This is a genomic window from Burkholderia sp. Bp9143 (assembly GCF_003853645.1).
GTDB lineage: Bacteria > Pseudomonadota > Gammaproteobacteria > Burkholderiales > Burkholderiaceae > Burkholderia.
Genome location: NZ_QTPO01000055.1, coordinates 1 through 14,557 on the forward strand (window position 1 = coordinate 1; position 14,557 = coordinate 14,557).

Genomic DNA, 14,557 nt, shown 5'->3' on the forward strand with positions numbered 1-14,557 from the left:
AACTGGAACAGGCCTTCCTTCGCGAGTTCGTCATCCTTCAGCGGAGCGTCCGAACCGGCAAAATCGACCGTCTTCGCATTGATCTGCTTCAGGCCGCCCGACGAACCGATACCTTGGTAGTTAACCTTCGCGCCGCCGGACTGCTGGTAGTCGGCAGCCCATTTCGTATAGATCGGCATCGCGAACGTGCTGCCTGCGCCCGTGATGTCGGCAGCTTGCGCGGCGACTGCGAAAAGCGCGCCAGCCAGGCCGGCAATCGCGGTTTGCATCAATTTCATGAGACCTCCAGTGTGTGAGCGGATGACTACGGCACCGCGAAGGTTAGGGGCTCCTCATGACGATAATGTGACAATCGATGAAACTGGCGTGACAGTAACATGACTGGTTGAAAGGGTGTATCGGGCCCGGTTCGGGCAGCCGCGCAGGCATGGCGCGGCGGGGTCGACGGCAAGAATTGCCGGTCGGGAAAGGACGGCTCGAGCACCCTCCGACGCGAGGGGCGCGAGGGGCGCGAGGGGCGCGAGGGGCGCGAGCGAATCGTATCGCGGCGCATACGGGCCGGGAAGCCCCTGCCGCGGCCGCCACGATTCAGGGTCGGAGGATTTCCTTGATCGGACGAAATCCGCGTCGAAGTCGCCCTCTATTTAATAGCGCAAACCTTTGCGTCTGACGAATTGCGGCGCCCGCAGGCGCCGCAATTCGATCACCGGAGAGGCGGCGCGCGCACGGCCGGACCGTCGCGCGCCGTCACCGTTCCGGCTCAGCTCGTCGCCGCGCGCACCGCGTCGGCGATCGCTTCCGCGTGACGGGTCGCGTCGGCTGCATGCTGCGCCTCGACCATCACGCGCAGCACGGGCTCGGTGCCCGATGCACGGATCAGCACGCGACCATGGCCGGCCAGCGCGCCTTCGGCCGCGTCGATCGCCGCGCGAATCGATGCGTTGCCCTTCCAGTCCGCGCCCGGCTTCATCCGCACGTTGATCAGCTTCTGCGGGAACAACGTGACGCCGTCCAGCATCTGCGCAAGCGTGCGGCCGCTGCGCTTGAGCGCGGCCAGCACGAGCAGCGCCGATACGATGCCGTCGCCGGTCGAATGGCGGTCGAGCGACAGGATGTGGCCCGAGCCTTCCGCGCCGAGCTGCCAGCCGCGCTCGCGCAACTGTTCGAGCACGTAGCGGTCGCCGACTGCCGCACGCACGAACGCCACGCCCTCGCGCTGCAACGCGACCTCGACCGCGAGGTTCGTCATCAGTGTGCCGACCGCGCCGTCGACCTTGCCGGCGGTCGCGATCCGGTCCTTCACGAGCACATAGAGCAGCTCGTCGCCGTTGTACAGCCGGCCCGTCGAATCGACGACCTGCAGGCGGTCCGCATCGCCGTCGAGCGCGATACCGAGATCCGCATGGTTCGCCCGCACCGCACGCACCAGTGCATCGGGCGCCGTCGCGCCGACACCATCGTTGATGTTGAAGCCGTTCGGCGCGACGCCAATCGGGATCACGTCCGCGCCGAGCTCGTGGAACACGTGCGGCGCGATCTGGTACGCGGCGCCGTGCGCGCAGTCGATCACGAGCTTCAGCCCGCGCAGATCGTAGGCGGCCGGGAACGTGCTCTTGCAGAACTCGATGTAGCGGCCGGCCGCGTCGTCGAGGCGGCGCGCCTTGCCGAGCCGGTCCGACGATGCGCATTCGAGCGGCTTGTCGAGCCACGCCTCGATCGCGGCTTCGGTATCGTCGGGCAGCTTGTTGCCGTCCGCGGAGAAGAACTTGATCCCGTTGTCCTGATACGGGTTGTGCGATGCGCTGATCACGACGCCGGCCGACAGGCGCAGCGCGCGCGTCAGGTACGCGACGCCCGGCGTCGGCATCGGGCCGGCCAGCATCACGTCAACGCCGGCCGCCGAGAAACCGGCCTCGAGCGCGGCCTCGAGCATGTAGCCCGACACGCGCGTATCCTTGCCGATCAGCACCGTCGGACGCGCACCCGCCGCGACGTCGGCCGTGCCGGCCAGTACCTTGCCGGCTGCATAGCCGAGACGCAACACGAAATCAGGCGTGATGGGCGCCTCGCCCACCGTGCCGCGAATGCCGTCCGTGCCGAAATATCGACGTCCCATGGCGAACCTTCCTCCTTCGTCTTTCTGACTTCTGACTTATCGTTGCCGCGCGGCTTCGCGCACGGCGTTCCAGACCTTCAGCGCATCGACCGTCGCCGCGACGTCGTGCACGCGCACGATCGCGGCGCCGCGCCCGACCGCGCACACCGCGGCCGCCACACTCGCCGCGACGCGTTCCGTCGGCGGCTTGCCGCCGATCACCGCGCCGAGCATCGACTTGCGCGACATGCCCGCGAGAATCGGATACGCGCGCCCGTCGGGCCGCGCGGGCGCCGTGTCCGGCAACGCGGCCAGCAGCGCGTAGTTGTCGTCGACCACCGCCTTGCCGAAGCCGAAGCCCGGATCGACGCAGATCCGTTCCGGCGCGACGCCCGCATCGCGCAGCGCCTGTGCGCGCGCGGCGAGAAAGTCGCGCACGTCGGTCACGACGTCGCCGTAGTCGGGCTCGCCGACCTGCATCGTCTGCGGCTCGCCGAGCATGTGCATCACGCACAGCCCGCTGTTGCCGTCGCGCACCGCGTCGATCGCGCCCGGCTGGCGGAACCCCCAGATGTCGTTGATCAGGTCCGCGCCGGCAGCGAGCGCCGCGCGCATCACGGCCGGCTTGTAGGTGTCGACCGACAGCGGCACGTTCAGCGGCCGCAGCGCTTCGACGAGCGGGATCACGCGCGCGAGTTCCTCGTCGAGCAGCACGGGCGGCGCGCCGGGACGCGTCGACTCGCCGCCGATGTCGATCAGGTCGACGCCTTCGGCGATCATCCGCTCGGCCTGGCGCAGCGCATCGTCGCGCGCGAGGAAGCGGCCGCCGTCGGAGAACGAATCGGGGGTGGCGTTGAGAATGCCCATCACGAGCGGGCGTTCGAACGTCAGCAAGAAACGGCCGCACTGGAGCGGCGCGGGAATGGATGCTGAAACTGCGGAATCGGGCACGGGCGGGAGGTGTTGATGAATGCAAAACGGGCCGGTGTGAAGCCACACCAGCCCGTGAACGGTGCTACAGCGGAGGTCAGGCCGGCGAAGCAGGCGCCGGCGCGTTGCCAGGCTTCACTTCGGCGGCGGTGCCACCGCCCGACGAATCGCCGCCGACAGCCGGCGAGCTCTTCGGCGAGCGCGGCGGACGCCCTTCCATGATGTCGTTGATCTGATCGGCGTCGATCGTCTCCCACTCCATCAGCGCGGCCGTCATTGCCTCGACCTTGTCGCGGTTCTCTTCGAGGAGGCGGCGCGCAAGGCCGTACTGTTCGTCGAGCACGCGGCGGATTTCGCCGTCGACCTTCTGCTGCGTCGCTTCCGAGATCGTGCGCGTGAAGCCGCGGCCGAACGGGCCGTTGTCGCTCTCGTCGTCGACGTAGACCATCGGTCCGAGCGCATCGGTCATGCCGAAACGGGCCACCATCGCGCGCGCCGTCTGCGTCGCCTTGTTGAAGTCGTCCGACGCGCCGGTGCTGATCAGGTTCAGGAACAGTTCCTCGGCCACGCGGCCGCCGAACAGGATCGCCAGGCGGTCGAGCAGGTAATCCTTCGAGTACGTCTCGTTGTCATGCTCCGGCAGCTGCCACGTGACACCCAGCGCGCGACCGCGCGGGATGATCGTGACCTTGTGCACCGGGTCGGCCTTCGGCAACAGCTTCGCGATCACCGCGTGGCCCGACTCGTGGTAAGCCGTCGCACGCTTCGCTTCCTCGCGAATCACCGCCGACTTGCGCTCCGGACCCATGAAGATCTTGTCCTTCGCGTCCTCGAAATCCTGCATCTCGACGATGCGCTTGCCGCGGCGGGCGGCGAACAGCGCCGCTTCGTTCACGAGGTTCGCGAGATCGGCGCCCGAGAAGCCCGGCGTGCCGCGTGCGATGACCGCTGCGTCGACGTCGTTCGCGATCGGCACCTTGCGCAGGTGCACGCGCATGATCTGCTCGCGGCCGCGGATGTCCGGCAGGCCGACATAGACCTGGCGGTCGAAACGGCCCGGACGCAGCAGCGCCTTGTCGAGCACGTCGGAACGGTTGGTCGCGGCGATCACGATCACGCCCGAATTCGCTTCGAAGCCGTCCATCTCGACCAGCATCTGGTTCAGCGTCTGCTCGCGCTCGTCGTTGCCGCCGCCCATGCCGGCGCCGCGATGGCGGCCGACCGCGTCGATTTCGTCGATGAACACGATGCACGGCGCGTGCTTCTTCGCCTGTTCGAACATATCGCGCACACGGGCCGCGCCAACGCCGACGAACATTTCAACGAAGTCGGAACCCGAGATGCTGAAGAACGGCACCTTCGCTTCACCGGCGATCGCGCGGGCGAGCAGCGTCTTGCCGGTACCCGGAGGGCCGACGAGCAGCACGCCGCGCGGAATGCGACCGCCCAGCTTCTGGAATTTCTGCGGATCGCGCAGGAAGTCGACGAGCTCGGACACTTCTTCCTTCGCTTCGTCACAGCCCGCGACGTCGGAGAAGTTCACCGCGTTGTTGTTCTCGTCGATCAGCCGCGCGCGCGATTTCCCGAACGAGAATGCACCGCCTTTGCCGCCCCCCTGCATCTGCCTCATCATGTAGAACCAGAACACGATGATCAGGATCGTCGGCCCGAGGTAGTACAGCGCGGACATCAGCGCGTTCGGCTCGTCGTCGGCCTTGCCGCTGACCTGCACGCCGTACTTCATCAGATCGCCGACCATCCAGATGTCGCCGGGCGACACGATCTGGTATTTCTGGCCATCAGCCGGAGTGACGGTGAGGTTGCGCCCCTGAACGATGACGTTCTTGACCTTGCCGCTCTTGGCGTCGTCCATGAACTGCGAATAGGACACGCCTTCCTGGACGCGGGGCTTGTCGAACTGCTTGAACACCGTAAACAGCACCAGTGCAATCACCAGCCACACTGCTGCCTTCGAAAACATATTGTTGTTCAAAGCACCACTCCTTCACTCGTAGACGAGCGCCTACATTTTCCTTGCGGCGCCCCTCGATCATTCTAATCCAGTCCGACCACCCCCGCCATAAGCATTGACAACCGCCGCGATAGCGCTTCGCTTGTCTGGCAAGGGCCGGAGCCCGTTTGCGGCACCCCGCTCCGCGTCAACGCGGATGCTTCAGATGCCGACCCAAAATGAACGTTTCGGACGATTTGTCGCGGGACGCCTTCGGCTTGCGCGGCGCGACGGTCTTAAACTGCTGTTTGAACTTTTCGACGATCTGGCTGTAGCCGCTGCCGTGAAAACATTTCACGAGCAGCGCACCGTCCGGCTTCAGATGGTTCTGCGCGAATTCGAGCGCCAGATCGCACAGATGCTCGATGCGCGCCGCGTCCGCCGAGGCCACGCCGGAGAGGTTGGGGGCCATGTCGGAAATAACAAGGTCCACCGCGCGACCTTCGAGCACTTCCTCGAGCCGGTGGAGGACGTCGTCCTCGCGGAAGTCGCCCTGCAGGAAGTGGACGTCGGCGATCGGCTCCATCGGCAGGATGTCGAGCGCCACGATCGTGCCGTCGATGCCGCCTTCGCGCTCCGCGTCACGCTTCTTGCCCTGCGCGAGCTTGTTGCGGGCATACTGGCTCCAGCTGCCCGGCGTCGCGCCGAGGTCGACGATCACCTGGCCCGGACGGATCAGCTTGTCCTGCTCGTCGATTTCCTTCAGTTTGTACGCGGCACGCGCGCGATAGCCCTCCCGCTGCGCCATTTTGACGTACGGGTCGTTGATGTGGTCGTGCAGCCAGTGCTGGTTAAAGCGGTTTTTTGCCATTCGAGAGAGAGATTGCTGCTATTTGCTTCGTGAAGCCGTGCTTTTGGCGGATAATACGCGTCTTCTTCGCGCGGCTGCGGCCCCTTCCGGGGCCCAAGCCGCGATTTTACGTGGTTTCGGCGCGCGGCTGATGCGGTAACTTCCCGCGATTCGCTTCTGACGCAGCGCGCCCCTATTTTGATTTCGACATTTCCATGCCCGCCCTTTCGCTTTCCCCCGCCGAGCGCTCCGCGCTGCGCTCCCAGGCCCATGCGCTCAAGCCCGTCGTGCTGATCGGCGCCGAAGGGCTCACCGACGCCGTGCTGAAGGAAATCAAGGTGCACCTCGCCGCGCACCAACTGATCAAGATCCGTGTGTTCGGTGACGAGCGCGACGAACGCGTCGCCATTTACGACGAGATCTGCGACCGCCTGAGCGCGGCGCCGATCCAGCACATCGGCAAGCTGCTGGTGATCTGGAAGCCCGAGGCTGCCGTGGCGGCCCCGTCCCGCGGCCGTCGTGCCGGTGAGCTGCCGAGCGCGGCCGAATCCGTCGACGACAAGAAAGGCCGTGCACCGCGCACCGTCAAGGTGATCAAGGTATCGCCGAACGCGAGCCCCGTGCGTCGCCCGAAACCGACCAAGGTCGTCGTGCGCGGCAACGAGCGCGTGACGGCGGGCGGCACGGTGAAGCGTGCGAAAAAGCGTCAGGCCAGCACGAAGCGGCCGCACCAGGGCAAGTAATCCTGCCGCGCGGCACGGGGCATCCCGTGCCGCCCTGCCCGTTCGGCGCCCAGGCCGTTCAGGCGTCTTGCGCCGGCAGACGCCAGATCAGCATCAGCCCCAGCACGCTCTCGACGAGATAGAACAGGCTCGAGACGCCGTGCAGCATCCCGAAGCGGCTCGCATACGGCGAGTTCGCGATATCTGTGCCCACCTCCATCGCGGCCACCCGCAGCGCGTTCATGAACGGCTGCAGCGCAAAATACCCCACCAGCACGCACGCGACCATCGCCGCGACAATCCAGCGCACGCGACGGTAATCGCCGCTGCCGCGCCGTACCTGCTGGTTCGACAGCGCGAGCAGCAACACGCCGCATACGACACCGAGGATCGCCTCGATGCGAAACAGCTGGGCGGCGACCGAGCCGGCCGTCATCCGCTCCAGCGTCTTGAACAGCACGGGCGCGACCGCATACCCGATCGTCAGCAGGCTGCCGACCCACACGGCCGACAGCAGACGGAACACGCGATGCGGCATCACGTCGCCCCGCTTCAGATGTAGCTGACCGAAATGATTTCGTACTCGCGCACGCCGCTCGGCGCCTGCACGGCCGCGACGTCGCCTTCGGACTTGCCGATCAGCGCGCGTGCGATCGGCGAGCTGACCGAGATCAGGCCATGATCGATATCGGCTTCGTCGTCGCCGACGATCTGGTACTTGACGGTGTCACCGGACTCGAGATCCTCGAGTTCGACCGTCGATGCGAAGACCACGCGGCCTTCGGCGTCGAGCACCGTGGGATCGATGATCTGCGCGGCTGACAGCTTCGATTCGAGTTCCGCGATGCGACCCTCGATGAAGCCCTGCTTTTCCTTCGCGGCATCGTATTCGGCGTTTTCGGACAGATCGCCCTGTGCGCGGGCCTCCGCGATCGCGTTGATCACGGCCGGCCGCTCGACGGACTTGAGGCGCTGCAATTCATCGCGCAGGAGTTCCGCGCCACGCTTTGTCAACGGAATGGTGCTCATAAACGGCTCAATCGCTAAAAACGGCTATAAAAAAAATCACCGCGATTAAGCGCATTTCCGGCGAACCGGAAACACCGCTTAATCGCGGCACGTGATGCTTCGACAGGTAACTGACCGCTTAGTTTAGGCGAGCGTGAAGACCTTGTAAATCATAGACTTCCAGATCCTTCAGGTAGCGCAAGCCTTCGACGGCCGCGCGCGCGCCCGACATCGTCGTGTAGTACGTGACCTTGTGCGCCTGCGCGCTCATGCGGATCGAACGCGAGTCGGCGATCGCCTGACGCGTCTCGTCGACCGTCGTGAACACGAGTGCGATCTCGCCGTTCTTGATCATGTCGACGATGTGCGGACGGCCGTCCTTCACCTTGTTCACGACCTTCACCGGCACGCCGGCCGCTTCGATCGCGGCTGCCGTGCCCTTGGTCGCGACGATCGGGTAGCCGAGGTCGTGCAGCATGCGCGCGACTTCGACCGCCTTCGGTTTATCCGCATCCATCACGGTCAGCAGCACCGTGCCCGACTCCGGCAGGCGCGAACCGGCCGCGAGCTGCGACTTGAACAGCGCTTCGCCGAACGTCTGGCCGACGCCCATCACTTCGCCGGTCGAACGCATTTCCGGCCCGAGGACCGGATCGACGGTCGGGAACTTGACGAACGGGAACACCGCTTCCTTCACGCTGAAGTACGGCGGCTCGACTTCCTTCGTCACGCCCTGCTGCGCAAGCTTCTGGCCGACCATCGCGCGCGCCGCGATCTTCGCGAGCGGCAGGCTGGTCGCCTTCGACACGTACGGCACCGTGCGCGATGCGCGCGGGTTCACTTCGAGCACGTAGATGATGTCCTGCTTCGAACCGTCCGCCTGCGGCACCTGCTGGATCGCGAACTGCACGTTCATCAGGCCGACCACGTTCAGCGCCTTCGCCATCGCGCCCGTCTGGCGCTTCAGCTCGGCAACGGTTTCCTTCGACAGCGAGTACGGCGGCAGCGAGCATGCCGAGTCGCCCGAGTGGACGCCCGCCTGCTCGATGTGCTCCATCACGCCGCCGATGAACACCGACTCACCGTCGCAGATGCAGTCGACGTCGCATTCGATCGCGTCGTTCAGGAAGCGGTCGAGCAGCACCGGCGAATCGTTCGACACCTTCACGGCCTCGCGCATGTAGCGCTCGAGGTCGCGCGGCTCGTGGACGATTTCCATCGCGCGGCCGCCCAGCACGTACGACGGGCGCACGACGAGCGGATAGCCGATTTCGGCCGCCAGCGCGAGCGCTTCGTCTTCGGCGCGCGCGGTGCGGTTCGGCGGCTGGCGCAGGCCGAGGTCCTGCAGCAGCTTCTGGAAGCGTTCGCGGTCTTCGGCTGCATCGATCATGTCCGGCGACGTGCCGACGATCGGCACGCCGTGCGCCTCGAGATCGAGCGCGAGCTTCAGCGGCGTCTGGCCGCCGTACTGGACGATCACGCCGACCGGCTTTTCCTTGTCGACGATCTCGAGCACGTCTTCCAGCGTCAGCGGCTCGAAGTACAGGCGGTCGGACGTGTCATAGTCGGTCGACACCGTTTCCGGGTTGCAGTTGACCATGATCGTTTCGTAGCCGTCCTCGCGCATCGCGAGGGCCGCGTGCACGCAGCAGTAGTCGAACTCGATGCCCTGGCCGATCCGGTTCGGGCCGCCGCCCAGCACCATGATCTTCTTGTTGGTGGTCGGCTGCGCCTCGCACTCTTCCTCGTAGGTCGAGTACATGTAGGCCGTCTTGGTCGCGAACTCGGCCGCGCAGGTGTCGACACGCTTGTAGACCGGGCGCACGTTCAGTTCGATGCGGCGGCGGCGGACGTCTTCCGGCGTCGCGCCGAGCAGCTTCGCGAGGCGACGGTCGGAGAAACCGCTCTGCTTCAGGTAGCGCAGCTCGTCGAACGTCAGCGACGCGAGCGTGCGGCCCGACAGCGCCTTCTCCTTCAGGATGATCTGCTCGATCTGCTCGAGGAACCACGGGTCGATCGCGGTTTCCGCGAAGATTTCCTCGGCCGTCATGCCGATGCGGAACGCATCGCCGACGTACCAGATGCGGTCCGGGCCCGGCTCGTGGATCTCGATCGCGATCTCGTCGCGGTCGGTCGACTTCTCGTCGAGACCGTCGACGCCGACTTCGAGGCCGCGCAGCGCCTTCTGGAACGACTCCTGGAACGTGCGGCCGATCGCCATCACTTCGCCGACCGACTTCATCTGCGTGGTCAGGCGCGAGTCGGCTTCACGGAACTTCTCGAACGCGAAACGCGGGATCTTCGTGACGACGTAGTCGATCGTCGGCTCGAACGATGCCGGCGTCTGGCCGCCGGTGATTTCGTTCTTGAGCTCGTCGAGCGTGTAGCCGACCGCCAGCTTCGCCGCGACCTTCGCGATCGGGAAGCCGGTCGCCTTCGATGCGAGCGCCGACGAACGCGACACGCGCGGGTTCATCTCGATGACGACCATGCGGCCGTCCTTCGGGTTGATCGAGAACTGCACGTTCGAGCCACCCGTGTCGACGCCGATCTCGCGCAGCACCGCGAGCGATGCGTTACGCAGGATCTGGTATTCCTTGTCGGTGAGCGTCTGCGCCGGCGCGACCGTGATCGAGTCGCCGGTATGCACGCCCATCGGGTCGAGGTTTTCGATCGAGCACACGATGATGCAGTTGTCGGCGCGGTCGCGCACCACTTCCATCTCGTATTCCTTCCAGCCGAGCAGCGACTCTTCGATCAGCAGCTCGCGCGTCGGCGACAGGTCGAGGCCGCGCCTGCAGATCTCTTCGAACTCTTCGCGGTTGTACGCGATGCCGCCGCCCGAGCCGCCGAGCGTGAACGACGGACGGATCACGACCGGGTAGCCGCTGCCGCCGGTGAGCGCCATGATCTCGGCGTGCACCTGGGTCGCTTCTTCCATCGAGTGCGCGACACCCGATTTCGCGGAACCGAGACCGATCTTGGTCATCGCGTCCTTGAACTTCTGGCGGTCTTCCGCCTTGTCGATCGCTTCCGGCGACGCGCCGATCAGCTCGACGCCGAACTTCTCGAGCACGCCGTGGTGGTGCAGATCGAGCGCGCAGTTCAGCGCGGTCTGGCCGCCCATCGTCGGCAGGATCGCGTCCGGACGCTCCTTCTCGATGATGCGCGCGACGACTTCCCACGTGATCGGCTCGATGTACGTGACGTCGGCCGTGTTCGGGTCGGTCATGATCGTCGCCGGGTTGCTGTTCACGAGGACGACCTTGTAGCCCTCTTCACGCAGCGCCTTGCAAGCCTGCGCGCCCGAATAGTCGAACTCGCAAGCCTGGCCGATGATGATCGGGCCGGCGCCGATGATGAGGATGCTTTTGATGTCTGTGCGTTTTGGCATGGCTTGTGAATTCAGTAAGTAATCTTTGTCGTGGCGTTGTCGTCGGTCGGCAGGCCGCGCTCAGCTCATGGTAGCGAGCGCGAGCTTCACCGAGAAACCGATGAACAGGCCGCCCACGCTGCTCGCCGCGCCCGCCGCGAGCTTGCGGCGGCGGCGGAAATGCTCGGCGAGTCGTGCGCCCGCGAAGATCAGCGTGCTCAGGTACAGGAAGCTCGCGCATTGCGCGATCGCCCCGAGCACGACGAACGACAGTGCGGGATGCGGGAATGCCGGGTCGACGAACTGGATGAAGAACGAGATGAAGAACAGGATCGCCTTCGGATTCAGGAGGCTCACGATCAGCGCCTTGCGGAACGGCTGCTCGCCGTCGACCGCACGCGGCGCTTCGGCCGGCGCATCGGCGCGCGCACGCAGCTTCCGCCACGCGCTGCGCAGCATCCCGGTGCCGATGTACAGCAGGTACGCGGCACCGCCGTACTTGACGACGGAGAACAGCAGCGGGTTCGCCTTCAGCAGCGACGCGACGCCCGCGGCGGACAGCACCATCAGCACCGTGTCGCCGAGGAACACGCCGCACGCCGCGCGATAGCCGGCCTTCACGCCGCGCTGCGCCGCGAGCGACAGCACGTACATCGAGTTCGGCCCCGGCAGCAGGATGATGAAGATCACGCCGAACACGTAAGTCCAGATATCCGTGATGCCGAGTGCGTGGCCGAACATGATGCGAATCTCCCGTTCTTCGGTTGCGTCAGTTGCGTCAGGCGTTGCGCTGCTTCGCCGCGTCCATCAGTGCGGTGAAACGGTCGAACAGATAACCGATGTCGTGCGGGCCGGGCGACGCTTCCGGGTGGCCCTGGAAGCAGAACGCCGGCTTGTCGGTCAGCTCGAAGCCCTGCAGCGTGCCGTCGAACAGCGACACGTGCGTCACACGCGCGTTGGCCGGCAGCGAATCCGCGTCGACCGCGAAGCCGTGGTTCTGCGACGTGATCACCACGCGGCCGTCGCCGAGATCCTTCACCGGGTGGTTCGCGCCGTGGTGGCCCGTCTTCATCTTCAGCGTCTTCGCACCGACCGCGAGGCCCATGATCTGGTGGCCGAGGCAAATGCCGAAGGTCGGCACGCCGCGCTCGATGAATTCCTTGGCCGCCGCGATCGCGTAGTCGCACGGCTCCGGGTCGCCGGGGCCGTTCGACAGGAAGATGCCGTCCGGATTCAGCGCGAGCGCGTCGGCCGCGCTCGCCTCGGCCGGCAGCACCGTCACGTGGCAGCCGCGCTCCGCGAGCATGCGCAGGATGTTGTACTTGACGCCGAAGTCATACGCGACGACGCGGTACTTCGGCGCTTCCTGCATGCCGTAGCCGCTGCCGAGGCGCCATTCGGTCTGCTTCCACTCGAACGGCTTCGTGGTCGACACGACCTTCGCGAGATCCATGCCCGCGAGGCCCGGGAACGAGCGCGCGAGTTCGATCGCCTTCGCCTCGTCGTCCGAACCGGCCAGGATGCAGCCGCTCTGCGCACCCTTGTCGCGCAGGATACGGGTCAGCTTGCGGGTATCGATGCCGGCGATCGCGACGACGCCTTCGTCGCGCAGGTAATCGCCGAGCGTGCGGTCCATGCGGAAGTTCGATGCGAGCGTCGGCAGATCACGGATGATCAGGCCGGCGGCATGGACTTTCGTGGCTTCGACGTCTTCGGCGTTGACGCCGACGTTGCCGATATGCGGGTAGGTGAGCGTGACGATCTGACGCGCGTAGCTCGGATCTGTCAGGATTTCCTGATAGCCGGTAATCGCGGTGTTGAACACGACTTCACCGATCGTGTGGCCTTCGGCCCCGATCGAATAACCACGAAAGACCGTGCCGTCGGCGAGTGCAAGCAAGGCGGGAGAAAAAGACGGCAACACGGGAGGCTCCTTGGGGAACACCCTGCTGCCGACCTGTTTACCCTGCCGCGCGAGCGCCGCGCTGCGTAGGCGCGCGGAGTCGCTAGCTGGACGCGACCTGCGTTGTCGAGACGCGAACCCGGCGCGTGGCGCACGAGGCTTCGCGGCATCGCCCGACAGGCGGCGTGCGGCGGATGAACGGGATGAGTGAGGTAGGCGCTAGGGTGCGAGGTTGATCAGCACAAACTTTCAAATTATAGCCCGAAAATGGCCTTATCTTCAATCGATATGACCGTCCGATCGCGCATGCGGCGCGCGTGATGCCGCGGCATCGCACGCGGCATTCCTTGCTGCGGCCCCGTTTCCGCGGCCGCCCTACCCGTCAGCGTACCGCCGGATCAACGTGCTTGCCAGCGCCGCGCGCGGGCCACACGGACCAGACCGCGCTCGCGAGCTGCAGCGCGAGCAGCACACTCCACGCGGTCACGTGCGCGTCGACCGGGTAGTGGCCGCCGACGGCCGGCCAGTGCGACAGCACGGCACCGATGCCGATCTGGAACGCAAAGATCAGCACGAAGATCACGAGCGTCAGCGTCGTATTCGCGCGGCCGATCAGATGCGCCGGGAAGTGACCGGCCAGTACCGCATAGGTCAGGATCCCGACGCCGCCGAACATCCCGTAGGCCGCCCACAACACGGCCGGCGGCAGCGGCACGCGCGCGACGATCGCGGCCTGCGTGGCGACGAACAGCGCCATGCCGACGCCGCAAAATGCCTGGACGGACACGCCGCGCCGCTCGAGCACGCGCGCCGCCGCGCCGAAGCCGACGCAGCCGGCCATCATCGCGAAGCCGAGCACCGACACGAGCCGCGCGGCGTGCTGCGCATCGAACCCCGCGACGTCGCGCAAGTAGGGGCCGACCCATAGCGACTGCATCGCGTAGAACACGCCCTGCGTGACGATCGAGAACGACGAGATCTTCCAGAACGCGCGGCTGCCCAGGATGTGCCACGTGCCCTTGAACTGACTGACGAGCCCGCCCTGGTGGCGCGGCCGCTCGGCCTCCGGTGCACCGAAGCCGATCGCGGCCGCGACGACGATCGTCAGACCCGCGAGGCCGCCACAGATCACGCGCCAGCTCGTCACGCCGAGCAGCCAGGTGAGCGGCGAGCCGACCGCGACGCCACCCAGGCCGCCGACGGCCATCACGAGGCCGTTGACGAGCGGCAGCCGGCCGACCGGAAAATGCTGGGCGAGCGCCTTGAATGCCGCACCGAGACACACCGATACCCCGACGCCGATCAGGAGCCGGCCGACCATCATCGTGCCGAGGTCATGCGCGATGCCGAACACGGCGGCGCCGGCCGCCGCGAACACCAGCATCCCGGCCGTCACGCGGCGCGGGCCGAAGTGGTCGAGCAACACGCCGGCCGGAATCTGCGCGCCGGCGAAGCCGAGGAAATAGAGGCTGGTGAGCAGCCCGAGATCGGCGGCCGACAGCCCGAGCTCGTGCGTGACGAACGGCGCGAAGCCGAGATTGACGCCGCGGAACACATACGACACGAAATACCCGACCGCGAACAGCGCGAGCACCCTCACCTGCACCGACGACATCGCTTCTCCTTGTGATCCCGGGCCCCGCGAAGCCGCAGCCCCGCTGCCGCGCACAAACGAAAACGCCGTCACCTCGGTGACGGCGTTGCTACGCGTTTCGTCGGATGATA

General features: G+C 66.2%; 12 protein-coding genes. 1 reads left to right on the top strand and 11 read right to left on the bottom strand.

What is annotated here, in order from left to right; translation table 11 throughout:
• The 5 genes from DIE23_RS31795 to DIE23_RS31820 all read right to left on the bottom strand — a co-directional run.
• The coding region (locus DIE23_RS31795) for a substrate-binding domain-containing protein (RefSeq protein WP_185646575.1) at nt 1–278 on the bottom strand (278 nt) is incomplete at its 3' end.
• A gap of 482 nt (nt 279–760) precedes the next feature.
• Nucleotides 761–2,116 carry a phosphoglucosamine mutase gene (glmM, locus tag DIE23_RS31805; RefSeq protein WP_124615865.1) on the bottom strand — a complete coding sequence of 452 codons (1,356 nt, stop codon included), beginning with the start codon at nt 2,114–2,116 and terminating at the stop codon, nt 761–763.
• 36 nt (nt 2,117–2,152) lie between these two features.
• Nucleotides 2,153–3,094: a dihydropteroate synthase gene (gene folP / locus DIE23_RS31810; RefSeq protein ID WP_124615867.1), complete on the bottom strand. Its 942-nt coding sequence runs from the start codon at nt 3,092–3,094 to the stop codon at nt 2,153–2,155.
• Nucleotides 3,095–3,122: 28 nt separating this feature from the next.
• Nucleotides 3,123–5,018, bottom strand: a complete 1,896-nt coding sequence (ftsH, locus tag DIE23_RS31815; protein ID WP_124615869.1) for an ATP-dependent zinc metalloprotease FtsH — start codon at nt 5,016–5,018, stop codon at nt 3,123–3,125.
• A 166-nt stretch (nt 5,019–5,184) separates the two neighbouring features.
• Nucleotides 5,185–5,847, bottom strand: a complete 663-nt coding sequence (locus DIE23_RS31820) for an RlmE family RNA methyltransferase (protein WP_124487584.1) — start codon at nt 5,845–5,847, stop codon at nt 5,185–5,187.
• Between the two features lie 194 nt (nt 5,848–6,041).
• On the opposite strand from DIE23_RS31820, the gene DIE23_RS31825 reads away from it, so the two are divergent.
• Nucleotides 6,042–6,569, top strand: coding sequence for a YhbY family RNA-binding protein (locus tag DIE23_RS31825; protein ID WP_124615871.1), 528 nt, complete (start codon nt 6,042–6,044; stop codon nt 6,567–6,569).
• A 58-nt stretch (nt 6,570–6,627) separates the two neighbouring features.
• Here the strand turns inward: DIE23_RS31825 and DIE23_RS31830 are convergent, their stop codons facing one another.
• The 6 genes from DIE23_RS31830 to DIE23_RS31860 all read right to left on the bottom strand — a co-directional run bounded on the left by DIE23_RS31830 (nt 6,628) and on the right by DIE23_RS31860 (nt 14,447).
• Nucleotides 6,628–7,086 (bottom strand): DUF4149 domain-containing protein, encoded by a 459-nt coding sequence (locus tag DIE23_RS31830; protein WP_124615964.1) that lies wholly within the window; start codon nt 7,084–7,086, stop codon nt 6,628–6,630.
• Between the two features lie 14 nt (nt 7,087–7,100).
• Complete coding sequence (gene greA, locus DIE23_RS31835; protein WP_124615873.1) at nt 7,101–7,577, bottom strand: transcription elongation factor GreA; 477 nt, start codon at nt 7,575–7,577, stop codon at nt 7,101–7,103.
• A 118-nt stretch (nt 7,578–7,695) separates the two neighbouring features.
• Nucleotides 7,696–10,950: a carbamoyl-phosphate synthase large subunit gene (gene carB, locus DIE23_RS31840; RefSeq protein ID WP_124615875.1), complete on the bottom strand. Its 3,255-nt coding sequence runs from the start codon at nt 10,948–10,950 to the stop codon at nt 7,696–7,698.
• Between the two features lie 60 nt (nt 10,951–11,010).
• A complete protein-coding gene (gene leuE / locus DIE23_RS31845; RefSeq protein ID WP_124615877.1) occupies nt 11,011–11,670 on the bottom strand; it encodes a leucine efflux protein LeuE in 660 nt (219 codons plus the stop codon).
• 37 nt (nt 11,671–11,707) lie between these two features.
• On the bottom strand, nt 11,708–12,853 hold the full coding sequence (gene carA, locus DIE23_RS31850; protein WP_124615879.1) for a glutamine-hydrolyzing carbamoyl-phosphate synthase small subunit: 1,146 nt from the start codon (nt 12,851–12,853) through the stop codon (nt 11,708–11,710).
• A 361-nt stretch (nt 12,854–13,214) separates the two neighbouring features.
• Nucleotides 13,215–14,447: a nitrate/nitrite transporter gene (locus DIE23_RS31860; RefSeq protein ID WP_124615882.1), complete on the bottom strand. Its 1,233-nt coding sequence runs from the start codon at nt 14,445–14,447 to the stop codon at nt 13,215–13,217.
• Nucleotides 14,448–14,557: the final 110 nt, after the last annotated feature.